14 protein-coding genes are annotated in these 18,448 nt (G+C 33.9%); 8 read left to right on the top strand and 6 right to left on the bottom strand.

Annotated features, from left to right (window positions below; genetic code table 11):
• Window positions 1-47: 47 nt before the first annotated feature.
• The 4 genes from N4A45_02110 to N4A45_02095 all read right to left on the bottom strand — a co-directional run bounded on the left by N4A45_02110 (window position 48) and on the right by N4A45_02095 (window position 4,595).
• Window positions 48-809, bottom strand: a complete 762-nt coding sequence (locus tag N4A45_02110) for a TonB family protein (protein MCT4664011.1) — start codon at window positions 807-809, stop codon at window positions 48-50.
• A 453-nt stretch (window positions 810-1,262) separates the two neighbouring features.
• The gene (tsaB, locus tag N4A45_02105) at window positions 1,263-1,937 is read right to left on the bottom strand and encodes a tRNA (adenosine(37)-N6)-threonylcarbamoyltransferase complex dimerization subunit type 1 TsaB (protein ID MCT4664010.1); all 675 of its coding nucleotides are present in this window, start codon (window positions 1,935-1,937) and stop codon (window positions 1,263-1,265) included.
• Window positions 1,937-3,163 (bottom strand): efflux RND transporter periplasmic adaptor subunit, encoded by a 1,227-nt coding sequence (locus N4A45_02100; protein ID MCT4664009.1) that lies wholly within the window; start codon window positions 3,161-3,163, stop codon window positions 1,937-1,939. The genes tsaB and N4A45_02100 overlap by 1 nt, the downstream gene beginning before the upstream one ends.
• Before the next feature lie 4 nt (window positions 3,164-3,167).
• Window positions 3,168-4,595, bottom strand: coding sequence for a TolC family protein (locus N4A45_02095; protein MCT4664008.1), 1,428 nt, complete (start codon window positions 4,593-4,595; stop codon window positions 3,168-3,170).
• 257 nt (window positions 4,596-4,852) lie between these two features.
• On the opposite strand from N4A45_02095, the gene N4A45_02090 reads away from it, so the two are divergent.
• Together N4A45_02090 and N4A45_02085 are read left to right on the top strand one after the other, a co-directional pair.
• Window positions 4,853-5,623, top strand: a complete 771-nt coding sequence (locus N4A45_02090; protein MCT4664007.1) for an AMP nucleosidase — start codon at window positions 4,853-4,855, stop codon at window positions 5,621-5,623.
• A gap of 94 nt (window positions 5,624-5,717) precedes the next feature.
• The gene (locus N4A45_02085; protein ID MCT4664006.1) at window positions 5,718-6,371 is read left to right on the top strand and encodes a potassium channel family protein; all 654 of its coding nucleotides are present in this window, start codon (window positions 5,718-5,720) and stop codon (window positions 6,369-6,371) included.
• Between the two features lie 78 nt (window positions 6,372-6,449).
• Here N4A45_02085 and N4A45_02080 read toward each other — a convergent pair whose 3' ends face one another.
• Window positions 6,450-8,786 carry a choice-of-anchor L domain-containing protein gene (locus tag N4A45_02080; protein MCT4664005.1) on the bottom strand — a complete coding sequence of 779 codons (2,337 nt, stop codon included), beginning with the start codon at window positions 8,784-8,786 and terminating at the stop codon, window positions 6,450-6,452.
• A 198-nt stretch (window positions 8,787-8,984) separates the two neighbouring features.
• Window positions 8,985-11,312: a type I DNA topoisomerase gene (gene topA / locus N4A45_02075; GenBank protein MCT4664004.1), complete on the bottom strand. Its 2,328-nt coding sequence runs from the start codon at window positions 11,310-11,312 to the stop codon at window positions 8,985-8,987.
• Between the two features lie 327 nt (window positions 11,313-11,639).
• Between topA and N4A45_02070 the strand changes: the two genes are divergently transcribed.
• The 6 genes from N4A45_02070 (at window position 11,640) to N4A45_02045 (ending at window position 18,314) form a co-directional block, all read left to right on the top strand.
• Window positions 11,640-12,551, top strand: coding sequence for a hypothetical protein (locus N4A45_02070; GenBank protein ID MCT4664003.1), 912 nt, complete (start codon window positions 11,640-11,642; stop codon window positions 12,549-12,551).
• A gap of 36 nt (window positions 12,552-12,587) precedes the next feature.
• Complete coding sequence (locus N4A45_02065) at window positions 12,588-13,109, top strand: acyl-CoA thioesterase (GenBank protein ID MCT4664002.1); 522 nt, start codon at window positions 12,588-12,590, stop codon at window positions 13,107-13,109.
• A gap of 12 nt (window positions 13,110-13,121) precedes the next feature.
• On the top strand, window positions 13,122-13,739 hold the full coding sequence (gene bioD, locus N4A45_02060) for a dethiobiotin synthase (protein ID MCT4664001.1): 618 nt from the start codon (window positions 13,122-13,124) through the stop codon (window positions 13,737-13,739).
• A gap of 5 nt (window positions 13,740-13,744) precedes the next feature.
• Window positions 13,745-14,878, top strand: a complete 1,134-nt coding sequence (locus N4A45_02055; GenBank protein MCT4664000.1) for a beta-ketoacyl synthase — start codon at window positions 13,745-13,747, stop codon at window positions 14,876-14,878.
• A 202-nt stretch (window positions 14,879-15,080) separates the two neighbouring features.
• Window positions 15,081-17,660 (top strand): DNA translocase FtsK, encoded by a 2,580-nt coding sequence (locus N4A45_02050; GenBank protein ID MCT4663999.1) that lies wholly within the window; start codon window positions 15,081-15,083, stop codon window positions 17,658-17,660.
• A 33-nt stretch (window positions 17,661-17,693) separates the two neighbouring features.
• Window positions 17,694-18,314: an outer-membrane lipoprotein carrier protein LolA gene (locus tag N4A45_02045; GenBank protein MCT4663998.1), complete on the top strand. Its 621-nt coding sequence runs from the start codon at window positions 17,694-17,696 to the stop codon at window positions 18,312-18,314.
• The last annotated feature ends 134 nt before the right edge of the window (window positions 18,315-18,448 follow it).

Here is an 18,448-nt window from a genome sequence, read left to right as displayed (position 1 = left end):
GATGACTATTTTTTCAATAGTCATCATTGATTACATCAGACAAGATCCTATTTCAAATGAAAATTTATAGGAATAGTGTACTTTACATTCACTGGTTTCCCTCTTTGTTTCCCAGGAATCATCTGAGGAATTGAATTCAATAGCCTTTTGGTTTCTTTCACGAAACCTTTTTGTTTTCCTCCTCTTACAATCTGGACATCTTGTATTTTCCCTTGCTTATTGATCACAAATTGTGCGGTCACTTTTCCTGAAATTCCAAGCATTTTTTCTTGACGAGGGAATTTAAAATTCTTTTTGATATGAAGATTAATTTGTCGTTCTACACAAAGTCTTTTTTCTGTTCTATTTCCTTTTGAACAACTACTAAAATAGGGCAGACTCTCCACTGCTATAAAAGCAACTTCACCAGTCTCTTCTTCATCTACATCATCATCTATATAAAGAGTTTCATCTTCCTCTTCATCATCAGATTCTAAATAATTTTCATCCTGAATTTCTAATTGATTTTTTACAATTTTTAGTTCATCATGATTTATTTCGAACGTTTTTTTGAGGTTTTTTGGTGGTTTTACGAACTCTTTGGGTTTATCTACCTTAAATATCTCAATGGTAGAATACTGAAGTTCTTGTCCTTCTATCATCCCTATTTGTTCAATATTTTGAGTTTTTTTCTCAAACTCAAGGTTAATTAGGACAAATGAACTCAAAATAGCGATACCTAAACCAATAAGAAAAAACAAGGGCTTTTTCCTTTCTAGACTTTTGTTTGCATCCCGTTGTACAGGATTTGGATTTTTCTTTTCCATCATAATTTGTTTTAATATTATCATTATTACCGATTACGGATTAATTTACCCATAAGTTTAACTTCTTTTTCGGGTGCGTTTACGGGTGTAACATCCCCTTTCCCCCTTCAAAGGAGGCTATAACAGTGAGTAAATTAACACCATAAATGGTATCATTAGTTTCTGTAAACAAATACAGAGATAAGGAAAGCGCTTACCCGTTCATCAACTAACTCTATGATAATGGGTTTCTAATAGTATTAACATAAATTAAGTAAGAAAATTGTGTGCCAAAGCTTTTTTTTATTGAAAAAAAGGGTTTATTTCCTGTTTTCAGTCTTCTTCAGAAGTGTTTTTATGAAAAAATCAAATTCTTCCGATTACTTGCTAAAACTACCCACTTTTTCACTGCATTAATAACTGACTTTCAGAAATGTATCGATAAATACTTATGGTAAATTAACACCAAAAATGGTATTATTTCTTTTTCCTTTGAACCACAAAATCTTTAAAATACATGGGTTCAAAATAAGCTAAATCCACAAAGTCTTGTTTTTGGTATTTCTCCCAAGCTAAAGAACTCATTTTTTGGGCAGAATAAGGAAAAGGTATTTCATTAAAATTCCATTTATCTGTATCAGAAAGTGTATTTTTTAAGAGATCAATAGCGTTTCCTACCACTTCAATTTTTTCTGATTTTAAATCCTTAAAACTAGATTCTTCTACGGTTTCCAATGAAATGGACTGCTGACAAATTCCATCTTTATAAACTGCCCAATACACCTCATTTGCTCTAGCACTCATAACAGAAAGCGTTTTTGATTCGGTCTTAGAGGTAGCGGTAATTTGTAAAGTATCGATCGCTATCAAAGGAATTTTTAATGCAAATGCTAAACCCTTTGCGGTAGATGCTCCTATTCTCAAACCAGTGTAGGAACCCGGGCCTTGACTAATTGCAATGGCTGATAGGTCTTTTTTATTCAACTGAGCATTTTCCAGAGCTGTTTCCACAAAACTGATCAGTAACTCAGAGTGTGAATAATCTGGTGCTAATACTTCCTTATGAGCAATCGTTTTTCCGTTTAACGATATTGCAACAGAGCAAACTTTTGTGCTCGTGTCTATTTGAAGAATGTAGTTTTTGTCGGGCATTAATTAAATAATTTTGACAAAGGTACGGTGTCTAATTCAGTTCCCGTTTTAAGTTTTTTAGATATTTCTTTATAAGGTGCAGTAACTACCCATTCATTTGCATTCAAACCAGAAACTACTTCGATGTGTTTTTCATCTTGAATTCCTGTTTTCACTTCTTTTTGGAGGGCTTTTCCGTCTTGGTAAACAAAAACGACTTCTTTCATTTCAGGTTCCAAACCTTGTTTTTCTAACTCCTGAATATTTGCACTATCCACTCTCATGGTTACTGCTTGAATAGGTACTTTTATTTTATTTTCAATCTTTTTTGTTTGAATTTCCAAAGAAGCAGACATTCCTGGCTTAAAATTCACTCCTTGACTTTGGTAAGATTCTTTATCGATTCTTACTTTAACCTCAAAGGTACTTACTTGATCAAGACTCATATTTCCCTTTGCCGATGAAGCAATTTCTGTAACCGTTCCTGTAAAAGTTTTGCTATAATAAGCATCGACTTCTATTTTACATGGGTTTCCTATTTTTAATTTCATTATATCTGCTTCCCCCACCTCAACAAGAACTTCCATAGAATTCAGATCGGCAATTTTCATGATTTCTGTACCACTCATTTGACCTGTTCCCACAACACGTTCTCCTTTTTCTACATTGAGTTTAGAAATGGTTCCATCTACAGGAGAATATATTTTAGTAAAGCCAAGGTTTTCCTGAGCTTCTTTCACAGTTGCTCTTGCACTGCTTACTTGGTGTTTGAGTCCATCTACATTGAGTTTTGCTTGTTCGTAATTTGCTTTTACATTATCAAATTCTGATTGAGAAACGATATTCTTTCCAAACAATTCTTTAGATCTTTCGTATTCAGCTTTACTCAATTTATATCTTGATTTTGCGGACTCAAGATTCGAAATTGTCGAACTCAAATTGGCTTTTGTTTTACTCAAAACAGATTCATAAAGGTCTGGTTTTATCTTTAGTAAAAAATCTCCTTTTTTCACTTTTTGACCTTCCAAAACTGTTAGTTCAATAATTTCTCCAGAAACATCAGGTGAGAGCTTTACTTCCTTTTCTGGTTGAATTTTCCCACTTGCCGAAACAGTTTCTAAAATATTTCCTTGTAGCACTTGCTCTACATGAACTTTTTTTCCTTTTTTCTTAGTTTCTGATGTCAATACTTTATAGACAACAAAGCCTAATATAAGTACTAAGGCGATAATAATAAACTTTTTCATAAGATTATGATTGAGGGAGTGAAATTGCGTTACCTTGATAAAATTCTAAGACCATACGTTTAAAAATATAATCGTATTTGGCTTGAGATTTTCTAATTTTTGCACTAAAATAGGCATTCTTTATTTGTTGAAAATCATAAATACTAATCGCATTGAGTTTATAACGTTCTTCAGCATTATTTAAATTAGCTTGGGTAGATTCTAAGGTTTTTGATGCCACACGGAAAGCTTCAAATGCTTTCTCCGCATCAATAATGGCACTTTGAACATCTTTATAGATTTGATTTTCGGTTTCTTTTTCTCCTATTTCGGCTTGTAATTGTGCTATTTTACTTTTCTGTACAGCTACTTTTGTTTGAAAACCATTAAGAATCGGGATATTTAAACTTAGAGAAACACTTGAGGATAAATTATTGTCTAATTGAGTTCCTAATGGGATTGCTGTAAATGTGGGTTGTATTTGAGAAGCAAATACTTTTTTACCATCCTCTGTAAGCCCCACTTGTACTTGCTTAACCACTGGCGTAACAGATTGATCTATTGTTTTTGCTTGATCGGATGCTAAAGATCCAATATTCGCACCTAATCGTAGTGATGGTAAACCATTTGCTTTAGAAACCTCTATATTGTTTTCTGCAATTTCTTTTTGTAATTGAGCTGCTTTGTATTTTGGTAAATTCATCAAAGCTTTTTGATATATTTTATCAATATCCCAATGGTCTTTTTGCAAAGGAACACTTTCTACATTAGGTATTTGCAGTTGTTGATTTTCAAAATCTCGTATATCCAATAATTGAAAAAGTTGCATTTTAGAGCTTTTTAAAGCATATTCGGCATTCACCTTTCCTTGTTCATCTGAATACATTTGAGCTTCTACTTCCAGCTTTTTCGCTTTCGGCTGAGCTCCCTTTGATACTTGAATACTTGTTTTTTCCAGTTGCCCTTTACTCATAAGTAAACGATCATCTGCCATTTCAAGGTTTTCTTTATTAAATAGAACTTGTAGATAAGCAAGTGCAATATTCATTGAAATGTCTCGCTTTATTTGTTCCAAATTACTTTTCTGCTGTGCAATATTCAGTTTCGAATTTTGAAACCTTTTCATCAAGCTTCCTCCATTAAAAAGGGTAAGCCCTGTATTCAACCCTCCATTAAGAGATTTATTTGTAACGGTCGTAAATTCGTTTGTGAAGGGATCAATATTTCTACCTTGGTTTAAGCTTCCGTTAACAGATCCGTTTAAAGTGGGTAGAAAACTTCCAAAACTTGATTTTTTATCCCACTCACTAGAATTATATTGTAAAATTGATCGCTTGATTGTCAAGTTATTTTCCAAAGCATAATCTATACAAGTATTTAAATTCCATTCTTTTTGTTGTGCAAAAAGTGTGGAAAAACTCAATAGACTTATACTAAATATTATTTTCTTCATACTGTAGGAATATTATCAATCAAAGATAGGAGATTCTTTGTCTAGTAAGATACTTTTAAGTTTTAGCTTCTGTTAAAATAGGATAAATTGTTTTAACTTAATCGGAAAATTAGACATTACTTACTTTTCAAAATAACTGAGAGATCTAAAAACAATACTGATAACACTTGTTTAATACTCACTTATTCCACTACGTTCATAACACTGGAACGAATTTTGTGAAAAGCATGTCTTAATAAATTTTAAAAAACTTCAATATGAAAACAAAAAAAGAAATTGTTGACAACTGGTTGCACCGCTATACGGGTGTTGAAAATGAAAAATTTGGTGATTATATTCTATTGACTAATTTCCTCAATTATGTAAAGATTTTTGCTAAAGAATTCAATGTTCCCCTCGAAGGTCAAAACAGACCTATGCAAAGTGCCACACATAATGGAATTTCAATTATCAACTTTGGGATGGGAAGCCCCAATGCCGCTACTATTATGGATCTACTTTCTGCCATTAAACCAAAAGCTGTACTGTTTTTGGGTAAATGTGGTGGTCTTAAAAAGAAAAACAAACTCGGTGATTTAATTTTACCTATTGCTGCCATTAGAGGAGAAGGAACTTCGGATGACTATTTTCCACCTGAAGTACCTGCACTACCTTCTTTTGCCTTACAAAAAGCGATTTCTACAACAATCAGAAACTACTCAAGAGATTACTGGACAGGAACTGTTTACACAACAAATAGACGGGTTTGGGAACATGATGATGATTTCAAACGATATTTAAGGCATATCCGTGCAATGGGTATTGATATGGAAACTGCCACAATTTTCACTACAGGATTTAATAACAAAATTCCTACGGGTGCATTACTTTTGGTTTCAGATCAGCCAATGATACCAGAAGGAGTAAAGACGGATAAATCTGATAAAAACATTACCGAAAAATATGTGAATGAACACATTCATATTGGAATAGACTCTCTTATGGAGCTTAAAAACAATGGACTTACGGTAAGGCATTTGAAATTTTAGCTTTGACTCTCTTCTTGAGGCACCTGCCACTTTTTATGATATTCGTTGTTCAAAACAGTCTTCAGAAATTATTAAATCTTGGTATTTTAGCTAAATGTTACAGAAAATTTATCCATATCGCTTTCCCATTTTCTTATCGGCTCAAATTGCCGTTCTTTTTGGTTCGTTGGTATTTCATGAGGATCTATTTAACAATTATATTTCCCCTATTCTAAATTTTCTTGCACTATTTGCTGGTCTAATTTTACTTAGTAAAAAGGGTAAAATAATTTGGTTATCTGCACTTATTTTTCTTGGATTAGTTTCTTTTTTCATTGAGGTTTTTGATGAAAACCAGAAATATTTGTTCAATTTGATTCGCTTAGTCATTTTTTTCATCTTTCACATTATTGTCACCAAGGAATTAATATTTCAAATTTGGAATACAAAAAAGATCGATGAAAACACCATAATGGGGCTAATTAGCGGTTTTATTTCCTTAGGTTTCTTGGGTTTTATTATTTCACTGATTACGGAGCTCATATATCCCAATTCTTTTATTATTGCAGATAACAACACTATCTCTATTTTTGATAATTTACTATACTTTAGCTATGTAACCTTATTAACCATTGGGTATGGTGATATTCTTCCTGCTACTGCTCTGGCTCAAAAGATTGTAGTTCTTATAGGACTAGTAGGACAAATGTATTTAGTGGTTCTTACCAGTATTGTTATTGGGAAGTATATTAGTCAAAAGTCTTCATAAAAACTATTTACCATTCGTCTTGAACTAAAAAAAGCCCAGATTAATAATCTGAGCTTTTTAAATTCTTGTAGATTTCTTCTATTTCGCTAGAAGGATATATCCATCAATCACTTTTTCATCTTCTACTTCGTAGATTTTCAGTGTTCCTTTATATAGATAAGATCCTACTTCACATTCTTTTCCATCTTTATCCATTCCGTTCCATTCTATAGATGGATCCTTGGTCATAAAGACTTCTTTACCCCAGCGGTTAAAGATTCTTAGTTCGAATTCTTCTACTTGATCTGTTGTAACCACTTTAAAGGTTTCGTTTTCACCATCACCATTTGGTGTAAACACATTTGGTGTAAAGATATATGGACGTAAATCAATATTTCGTGTTACTGTTTTTTCACATCCAATTTTATTTGTTGTAGTTAGCGTGATCGTGTATTTTCCATAAGCTGGAAACTTGTGTGTAAAGGTTCCGTTTTTGTCAAATGTCCCCGTGTTATCACCAAAGTCCCATTTGTACTTCACATACATTTCATTGACATTATCATTGATAGGTAATTCTAGATTTCTAAATTCTACCTCCAATTCATTTTTAGTCTCCGTATATAAAATTTCTTGATCTGGCAATTCATAATCATAAATGGCAACTTCTTGTCTTCCCGTGTTTCCACAACCATCAGTTACCTTTACGGTATATTTACCAGGATACATTAATGGATTATCTCCGATATGTTCTACAACATTGTTTTCATTATTAATCCATTCAAAAGTATAGGACTCGTCTCCTCCTCTTACTTTATTTTCAAGGAAATTATATTGTCTTGCATCACTCAAACACAGGAATTGATCATCCAGTGAATCTATTTCTAATTTATCATACACAGGTACTACAACACGGATACTGTCTCTTGTTACAGATTGAGGACATACATCGCTTACCTCTACATAATAAGTAGTTGTTTCTTGTGGATAAACAGTTTGTTTTTCTGCTGTACCTATATGAGACCAGTTTACGGTATATTTTGGATCGAATACATTCGGAAGACCTCCCGAAATAATGGCTTCAAAACTTGCCTCATCACCAGGACAATGAACCTTAATCTCATCTGGTAAATCAATAAGGATATCTTCGTGATCGGCAATTTTTATTTCAAAATCTGTCCAAGTTGCGGTATCACAACCTCCAACACTCAATTGATCTACACGTATAGTTGCTATTTCAACTGGTTCTACTAATCCATCTTCCTTAGGAACAATAATTAGGTCAAAATCATTTGCATGATTAGGAATCACAATATCTGAATCTGAGAGACTGTTTAAGAATACATAATCTTGTCCATAAACGGCTGTACCTAATAAGTCAAAAGTGATTCTTAAATCTCCTGTTCCAGGAGCAAATTTTGGCAAATTAGGTCTAGAAAATTTGATACTTGCTTGCCCACATCCTTCATAAAAATACCCATTGGTATCTGGTGTTACGTTTGGACTTGCTTGAAAGTTTACCGATACTGGAGAACTTAAACTGTTTTTAAGTAACATTACTCCCGAACCTAGTGCCTGATCAGCTATATCACAAACGGCTAATTTAAAATGGTATGTTTCATCACATACAACAGGTAAATAAGCTCTTAAAGGCACTGTCCAACCATCAAAATAAACAGGATAGTTGACATCGGGGCCAACATTGGGATTATTCGGGTTATAATTAGCAATAAAATAAGCGGAATCTGTAGTATTCCAATTGGGATTAGCATTGGAACAATTTGTCTGAGCTCCGTTTGCAACCCCTGAATTAACCGTATTAATGGCTACTGGTGTATTCGTAAAAGAATTTTGAGCCATACTTGTAGGGATTCTTGCGATATTTTTCCCTACATAATTCCCTCCATTAGGATCAGGTCCCGAGATAAAGAAACCAAATAAATCATTATACGATCCAGAACAAGTATATCCATTATACTCTCTTGATCCAAACACATACCAAAAATCAAAAAAACTATCCCCTGCTACAAGATCAAATTCAATGATTGCCAGATTATTTTGATCGTGCTGAGCTGCATTATAATTGGTTCCAAACATCAACTGTGTTAAAGCTGTCATATCTCCATCTTGAGGAGAAGGATTATTATATGCCGTTCCTCCACCTGTAGAGTTGATCATTGCAGGTCCTCTAGACATCATATACATTCCTTCTTCAAAACCAAAGGTATTATACGCTACATTCTGATCTTGAAAATAACCAATCTGGTTATAATCTCCCGTAGTAAAGGTGATATTGGTAATATTTGCATTACCGTCAGACAAAACATTATTTATCAAGTACTCCACATCATCATAAGGAGCAGTATTGTCGGTAGTAACCTGAGAATAACCTTGATAAAAACTAAAAAAGAATAAAAAAATAAAAACGAACTTTTTCATAGTAAAAAAAATTAGTTGGTAAAAAAATAAAAAGTCTATCTAACAAATATAAATCAATTATTTGAGATTATCAAATATACGCTAAACTCTTGCTTTTTAATAAGCTAAATAACATTTCTTTTGTTTAAAAACAAACAGAAAACAAAAAACCTCTGAAAAAAAATCAGAGGTTTAATATTATATCATACCAGAAATAAGTTACTTCTTCTTGGTGGTTGTTTTCTTTTTAGCTGTTGTTTTCTTCCTAGTAGTAGCCTTTTTTCTTTTAGCTGGCTGATTTTTCATGATTTCCTCACAAGCAGCTCTATCAAGTGTGGTAGCATCTACGTCTTTTGGAATTTTATAATTCTTTTTTTCAGACTTGATAAATGGTCCCCATCTTCCTTTTAACACTTCGATGAGTGGCTCTTCTTGATCAAACTGGTGAATTATTTTATCGAGATCGGCTTGTCTTTTTTCCAGTATGAGTTCTATCGCTCTTTCTCCAGAAACTTCCAATGGATCATCTTCCTTGAGGGAAACAAATTTTCCATCGTGACGAATATATGGACCAAATCTTCCAATGGCAGCAGTCATTACCTTTCCTTCAAACTCACCTAATTGTCTTGGAAGTTTAAAAAGCTCAATGGCTTCTTCTAGAGTAATTGATTCTAAGGACTGCCCAGCTCTAAGACTTGCAAATTTAGGTTTTTCTTCTTCAGTTCCTTCCCCAAGTTGTGCCATAGGCCCATATCTTCCGATACGTACAATAATCTTTTCTCCCGTTTTTGGATCTACCCCAAGCTCTCTAAGTCCGTTGGCTCTTTCAGAGTTCTCGGTTACATCTTCCACATTGGTATGGAATTCTCCATAAAAGTTTTCCAACATTTTTTGCCAATCCATGCTTCCTTCGGCTACTTCGTCGAATAGATTTTCTACATTGGCGGTAAAATGATAATCCATTATTTTATCAAAATGCTCAAAAAGGAAGTCGTTCACTACCAAACCGATGTCTGTAGGAAATAATTTATTTCTTTCGGCTCCAAAGTTTTCTGTGAGCAACACAGCTTCTATCTCCTCACCTTGTAGAGTGATACTATGAACAGACCTTTGTTTTCCGTCTCGATCCTCTTTTATTACGTAATTTCTTTTTTGGATAGTAGAAATAGTCGGTGCATACGTAGAAGGTCTTCCGATTCCTAACTCCTCCATTTTCCTAACCAAACTGGCTTCATTAAACCTTGGAGGATGATTTGAAAAACGTTCTTTAGCTGCAATATCCAAACGATTCAGTGCTTCTTCTTCTTTTACTTTCGGAAGAATGACATCTTTATTTTCTCCTGCTTGGTACATTTTTAAGAATCCATCGAAAACTAAAATTTCCCCTTTAGCAATAAAATGATTGTCATCAGTAGAAATTCCGATTTTGATTGTAGATCTCAAGAATTCTGCGGCAGACATTTGTGAAGCAATCGTTCTATTTCTGATAAGACCATATAACCTTGCTTCATCTCCGCTAAGATCATTCCCTTCGTTTTCCATATAGGTAGGACGAATGGCCTCGTGAGCTTCTTGCGCTCCTTTTGCCTTAGTAGAATATTGCTTAGAGTTTAGATATTTATCTCCAAATGCATTGGTAATAAAATTAGCACAGGCATCAATTGCATCTTGAGAAAGCGTTACACTATCGGTACGCATATAAGTTATTTTCCCTGCTTCGTATAAGCGCTGTGCAATCATCATGGTTTTTGAAACCGAAAAACTCAACACTCTTGAAGCTTCTTGCTGGAGTGTAGAAGTAGTAAATGGAGCTGATGGATTTCTTTTTGCAGGTTTTGATTCTACAGAATTAACTGCAAATTGTGCATTTTTTAAATTTTCAAACAATGCTATAACACCTTCTTTTGAATCTGGTCTCTTTGAATATTCTGCATGAAGCACTCCATTTTCCGCTTCAAAATCCCCTTGAATTCTAAAAGCAGAACTATACTCAAATGCTTGTATTTTTCTTTCTTGCTCAGCAATAAGTCTTACTGCAACAGACTGAACACGACCCGCTGATAAACCTCTCTGAACCTTCTTCCAAAGTACAGGTGAAAGCTCAAAACCTACCAAACGATCTAATATTCTTCTTGCTTGTTGTGCATTTACAAGATTATAATCAAGTTCTCTAGGATTATTGATTGCTTTTTGGATTGCTGTTTTAGTAATCTCATGAAAAACAATTCTTTTCACCTCTTTTTTACTCAAATCTAAAGCTTCAAATAAATGCCAAGCAATGGCTTCTCCTTCACGGTCCTCATCCGTTGCTAGCCAAACAATATCTGCTTTCTTAACGTCTTTCTTTAGTTCTTTCACCAAGTCTTTTTTGTCCGAAGAGACTTCATAATCTGGGATAAATCCGTTTTCGATATCTACTCCCATTTTTTTATGACTTAAATCTCGGATATGGCCAAAACTGGATTTTACCAAAAAATCTTTTCCTAAAAAACCTTCAATAGTTTTAGCTTTGGCTGGTGACTCAACAATCACTAAATTTTGTGACATACAACTTTGTTTTATGAACTTACTAATAAGAAGAAATTGATTCTTCAAAATCATGGCAAATTTAGATTTTCTTTTTAAAAGAGCATATTTTTCCTTCACTTTAAGAACAGAAAACCTATTTTTTGATAAAAAAACACCACAGAATTAACTACTTATAAACCTTGCTTTCATAAAAAATTTACACTCAAAATAGCGATACGTTAACCAAAGTGTTTTATCCTACTTCGCTAAAAACTCCTAAAAAAGTCGTAATTTAGCTTTTTTAAAGTGCAAAAAATCCAATTTCTTATCGGTTTTACGGTATTCAAATAATACTCTTTTAGATCCATGAATAAAATAGGAAACTACATACAAGAATTATTACTCAACTACCCACAAGTAGCTATTGAGCACTTGGGTGTTTTAAGCAAAAGCAAATCTTTTGAGTTTAACAAAACGAATAAAGATCTTTCTTTTCAGAGTTCTTTGCACTTTACACTTTCTCCTCAGCAGAAAGACGATGGAATGCTCTCTAAGTACATTGCAATTCGAGAAAAAATAAGCCTTACAGATGCTCAAATCCTTTTAAAGAACTTTGTTGAGCAACTCAAAATTGATATTTTTAATGGAAATGAAATAGCGATTGGAAATATTGGACATTTTTTCTTAAATGAAGATCAATACATTGATTTCCAAACTAAAAAAGCCACCTTATTTGCAGAGAATTATGGTATTGGTACTTTAAAATCAAAACCCATTATTAGAGTTGAAAAAACTACCAATCCTAAAAAATCTAATAAATGGATGTGGGCTAGTGCTGTACTGATTCCTTTGCTGGGTGCAAGTCTATATTTTGCTAAAGATCTTGAATATGGATTTGGAGAACAAACAAACTATGCAGGAGTAAGCAGTTCTGAAATGACTTCGTCTGTTCACAATACACTTCAAATTCACGATTATCTACTTCTTGAAAACGAACTTGAAGAAGAAGAATTTGTATTAATTGAAGAAAACAATCCAAACACAAACGCAATAGAGTTTCAAGTAGTTGTAGGAGTATTTAGAGATTTACAAAATGCAGCTGGTCTAAAAGAGCAAATTGAATCTCAAACACAAATTCCTATTGAAATAAAATCCTACAAAAAAGGACTTTACAAAGTAATTTCGAAATCTTTCCCAAATAAAATCCTCGCTAAAAGCCATTTAAAAAGTATCCAAAACATTCAGAAAGGAGCATGGCTTTTAAAAGTAAGAAATTAATAACTTTGCCGTGTTTTAAACTCTGAATTAAACACGATGCAAAAAGTATTCGCAAAAAGTTCTAAAACCATTCTTACCGAATTGGTTTTACCAAATGATACAAACCCACTCAACAACCTTATGGGAGGTAGATTATTGCACTGGATGGACATTGCAACAGCCATCTCTGCCCGAAGGTTTTGTAAAAGAGTTGTGGTAACAGCAGCAGTAAATCATGTTTCTTTTGATAAGCCAATCCCTATGGGATCTGTAGTAACGCTTGAAGCTCAGGTTTCTCGTGCTTTTAAATCTTCAATGGAAGTCATTGTTGATGTTTTTATGGAAGATAATACTACTGGTGATCGAATAATGTGTAACCAAGCAATCTATACCTTTGTGGCAGTAGATCAGCAAGGAAAACCTATTGAAGTACCTGTTTGTGTGCCCGAAACAGAGGAAGAAATTAAACGTTTTGATGCTGCACTAAGAAGACGTCAACTTGGTTTGGTTCTTTCTAAAAGAATGAAGGCCGAAGATGCTACCGAGCTTAAAGCCATTTTTGAAGAAAGTGATTCCTAATAATCCAGTAGGATGCAAAAAAAATATTTTGTTACAGGAATAGACACCGAAGTAGGAAAAACTCTAGTAGCAACCATTTTAACAGAAGCTCTACAGGCAGATTACCAAAAAGTGGTACAAGCCGGCTTGGAGGAGAGAGATATTAATTTTGTAAAAAAATATCTTTCTAACAGTAAAACAGTTATACATCCAGAATGTGTTTGTTTAAAAAATCCGCTCTCTCCGCATGCAGCAGCAGAGATGGAACAGCTAAACATCACACTTTCTCAACTTGAGGTTGCCGCTACAGAGAATCATTTAATTATGGAAGGTGCTGGTGGCTTAATGGTTCCTATAAATTATCAAGAAACTTTACTCGACTGGTTAAAGCTTCAAAAAGATGTGGAAGTCATTGTGGTTTCAAAAAATTACCTCGGTAGTATTAATCACAGCCTAATGACTTTGGAGATTTTAAAACAAAATCATATTCCCGTGAAAGGAATTATCTTTAATGGAACAATTACTCCTGCCAGTGAGAAGGTCATTCAAGAAATTTCTAAAACTGAGTATTTAGGACGTATTTTGCCTGAAGAAAAAATCACTAAAGAAGTGATCTTAAAATATGCCGAGTATTTCAAAAAAGTACTTTAATACCCTTGAAAAAAGAACTTTATATACAAGCCAGAACTTCCTTATCGTCTTTAGGAACGGAATACAGGCTCATTCAAAAAAATATTTTGGAACATAATGGATGTTTTCAAGAGTTTAATCATTCTTATGTAGCCAAAAACCTTCAAGAAGATCTTTTTGATGAATTCTTAAACCAGTTTCCTCAGTATAAAAAATTGGATAGAAGTGTTCAATTCATTCTCTTTTTAGGAAATAGATTACAGGCAAAAACGACTATTCCTGCTCAATCAGGAATAAATATCGCTTCATCAAGAGGTGCTAGTAATCTTTGGGAAGCACAATATAAAAAACACCTAAAACAAGAACCATTATCTGTTTTCACTTCTCCAAATACCACTTTAGGAAATGTTTCTAGTCATTTAAGTAATCACCTAAATACAAGCGGAATAAATATCAGTCATTCCATTACGTGTAGTTCTAGCCTCCATGCCATTGCCAATGCTGCTGCTTGGATTCAATCTGGGATGAGTGATTCTTTTATCGTGGGAGGAACAGAATCTTGTATATCAAGTTTTAGTGTATCGATGTTTAAAAAACTGGGAATTTATTCTCCTTTCGGACTCCCCTACCCCTCCAAACCTTTGGAAGAAAACCCAAAAAAATCTTCCATGATTTTAGGCGAAGGTGCAGGGCTTTTACTTCTTTCTTCCGAAAAGAACAATGCTTTGGCAAAAATAGAAGGAATTGGTTTTGCTACCGAAGAATTTAAACACCCCGCTGCCATTTCAGATACAGGAGCAGGATATCTTGAAAGCATGGAAAAAGCTTGTGAAGCAGTCCATAAAAAAGAGATCGACTTAATTCTCCTTCACGCTCCAGGGACACTCCAAGGTGACCGTGCAGAAATAGAAGCTTGTAAAAATTTTGATTCAGAAATTCCTATTTTCTCCACCAAATATTTATACGGACATACCTTAGGTGCTTCGGGAATTTTAAATATTGACTTCGCTCTTCATTTATTTGAAATGCAAGAATTCAACATCGATCTGCCATATCCAAACACTCTTAAAAATAAGACCATTCAACAGCCTAAAAAAATTCTTATAAATGCTTCTGGTTTTGGTGGAAATACCGTTTCTATTTTGATTTCAAAAGCATAAAGTCTTTCTCAAAACGAATTCCATTAATTATATCCCACTCAAAATCGAAAAAAAGAAACAATCATTTAGTATTTTTTGGTTATTTTGTAAATTATAATCCGATTGAAGGTTTGAAGTGTTTTAATTTATCTATTTTAAATCCGATCAACCATAAAATAAAAATCGAAATTTGAACAAAATTATTCGTGAATAGCGACCCAATATGCAATCAAGACATCAAGAAGAAGATTTTTCACAAATGGGAGTAGACCCTTCCATGGAACCTCACCTAAAAGAAAGAAAATGGCATGATTTCCTAAGAACAGATACTACTCGTTTGCTCTGGGGATTGTTTCTCATTGTTTTTTCGGTGGTTCTTATCGTTACTTTTTTCGATTATATTTTTAATTGGAAATCCTATCAAAGCCTTGTTTCTAAAGAATGGAGTAAGTATATGTTCAATAAAAATATCCAACTGCCTAATGGTACATTTTTTACAAGAACAGCACATTTCTTTATTTACAAACAAATTGGTTTAGCCATTTTTATTCTTCCGATTATCATGCTTTTGGTAGGTCTGAATAATTTTATGCAAGAAAAAGTAGTCCATATTCTTCCAGTTATAAAAAAATCTATTTTTTGGGCTTTATGGCTTCCTATTTCACTTGCCTTTTTTTTCAATAGTACTCCACCCATTTTGGGAGGTCATGTGGGCTTTACAATCTCAGAAAATTTATCACACCTATTAGGAAATTTTGGAACTTTAGCACTCATTTTATTTTTTCTGTTCAGTTTTTTGGTAATCAATTACGGACTTAAAATAAATCCAAAAAGTATTTCAAAATTCTTTAAAGACAACCCTTTAGAAAAAGCAAAGAAAATGGTACCTTCTTTCCCAAAGAAGGAGTCAAAAACAGAAATGGTGAAAGAAAAAATAGAAGCAAGCCATTCTACAGAAACACCAATTCCAATAAAAAAGGAGAAAGAAAAACCTAAAAAAGAATCTATTAGCAAACCGACACCCGTAAAAGAAGTCGTTCAAAAAATAGAAGAAAAAACTCCAACATTCACAGAAGACCCTATTAAAACCGAAGGAAATAAAGTCAGCTTTGAAGTTCCAGAACCTGTACAAACAAAGAAAAAAACAAACAAAGAACCAGAAGCTCCAAAAGACTTAGAAATTATTGTACCTGAAGGTGAAAAAATAGTTCCAGAGATCAAAGTAGCGGAAGTTTCTACACCAAAAGAAATTGCAGAACCTAATGATATAGCCGACAAGCTCGTTGAAGAATATGGAGAATTTGATCCTACTTTAGAACTAGGGAATTATGAAATACCTCCACTTTCCATCATGGAAGAGTATGAGGGATCTGATGTTTCTGTTGATCCTGAGGAATTACAATCTAATAAAGAAAAAATTGTAGAAACACTGAGGAACTACAAAATCGAAATTTCCTCTATTTCTGCCACAGTAGGCCCTACTATTACCCTTTATGAAATAGTGCCAGCACCAGGGGTGAGAATTTCAAAAATAAAAGGTCTGGAAAACGATATTGCTTTAAGTTTAGCAGCCTTGGGAATAAGAATTATTGCTCCACTTCCAGGAAAAGGAACAATAGGAATAGAAGTTCCTACCAAAAACCCCAAAATTGTATCGATGAAATCGGTACTCTTGTCTGAAAAATTCCAAAACGCAAAAATGGAGCTCCCTGTAGCATTGGGAAAAACGATTTCCAATGAAACCTATGTAGCAGATTTAGCAAAAATGCCTCACTTGCTAATGGCAGGTGCTACAGGACAAGGAAAGTCTGTTGGATTGAATGCCATTTTAACCTCCTTGCTTTACAAAAAACACCCTGCGGAACTCAAGCTTGTATTGGTAGATCCTAAAAAGGTAGAACTTACGCTTTACAACCATATTGAAAGACATTTCTTAGCAAAGCTACCCGGTGATGGAGAAGCGATAATTACAGAGAACAAACTGGTAGTTAACACGGTAAACTCTCTTTGTGTAGAGATGGATGCACGCTACGAATTACTTAAAAAAGCCCATTGTAGAAACCTCAAGGAGTATAATGTAAAGTTTAGAAATAGAAAACTAAACCCCGAAAATGGACATCGTTTCTTACCATATATTGTCTTGGTCATTGATGAATTTGCCGATTTAATAATGACAGCAGGAAAAGAAATTGAACTTCCAATTGCCCGTTTAGCACAACTTGCTCGTGCCGTGGGTATTCACCTAATAGTAGCCACACAAAGACCTACAACAAATATTATCACAGGAACGATAAAAGCCAATTTCCCAGCAAGAATTGCATTTAGAGTAACCTCAAACACAGATTCTAGAACCATTCTAGATGCTTCTGGAGCTAATCAATTAATTGGTCGTGGAGACATGCTCTACTCAAATGGTAATGACCTCGTGCGTATTCAATGTGCTTTTGTTGACACGCCTGAAGTAGAAGAACTTTGTGAGTACATTGGATCACAAAAAGGATATCCGCAAGCCTTTCAATTACCAGAATTTGTTGGGGAAGACAGTGGAGACAGCGGAATAGCAGATATTGATCTCAATGAGAGAGATGCCATGTTTGAAGAAGCCGCCAAGGTTGTCGTACTTCATCAGCAGGGATCTACCTCGCTTATTCAAAGAAAACTAAAACTAGGTTACAACCGTGCAGGTAGAATTATGGATCAGCTAGAAGCCGCAGGAATTGTAGGTCCATTTGCAGGCTCTAAAGCGAGAGATGTTCTCATTCCTGACGAATATGCTTTGGAACAGTTCTTGAATGAATTGTAGGAAAATGATTAACTTTACGGAAAATTTAGAACGATGATTAAAAATATCCTTTCCATTTTAGTGCTTTTATTCTCTTTCCACAACGGGTATGCTCAGTCTGAACCCGAGATGTATATGATGAAAGCTAAGAATAATTTACTTCTATCAGGTGCAAAAGAATTTACTTTCACCTTTGATTTAGTAAACACAAAAGCCAATGTTCAACAAAGTCAAAATGGAGTTTTAGTAGCTTCTGAGACAAAATATCACTTAGATATCACTTCTAGTAATATGGAAATATACTTCAATGGGACTGATTTATACACATTGGCTCATGATGATGAAGAGATTACCATCACAAAGCCCGACCAAGATGAAGAAGAGGGTTTATCTTTCACTACTTATTTTGAAAACTATAAAAACGATTTTCATATTAGTGGTAAAGATCTAAAATTTGGAAAATATCAAATAGAATTGAAGCCAAAATCAGCACAAGCTGATGTAAAGAAAATTATTATCAATTTTGATAATTACGACATCAAAGAAATTACTCGTCATGAGAAAAATGGAACAATTTCTACAGTAAAAGTTACCAATTCTCAAAACTTGAACTCAGCAGCCTTTGAGCCAAATATGAGTAATTTTAGTAATTATGATGTAAATGATTTGAGATAGTAGAAATCCTATTTACACAAAAATTAACAAAGGGATGTGCAATGAAATATTGTACATCCCTTTTTCGTGTATAGTTTTTGCTGTAATTTGGTTAAAATCAGGAATGGTATAAAAAAATAACCTTTTCTCACTAT

The organism is Flavobacteriales bacterium (assembly GCA_025210805.1).
Taxonomy (GTDB): domain Bacteria; phylum Bacteroidota; class Bacteroidia; order Flavobacteriales; family CAJXXR01; genus JAOAQX01.
The sequence above is the reverse complement of the archived record's forward strand: the minus strand, read 5'-3'. Positions and strand labels throughout refer to the sequence as shown.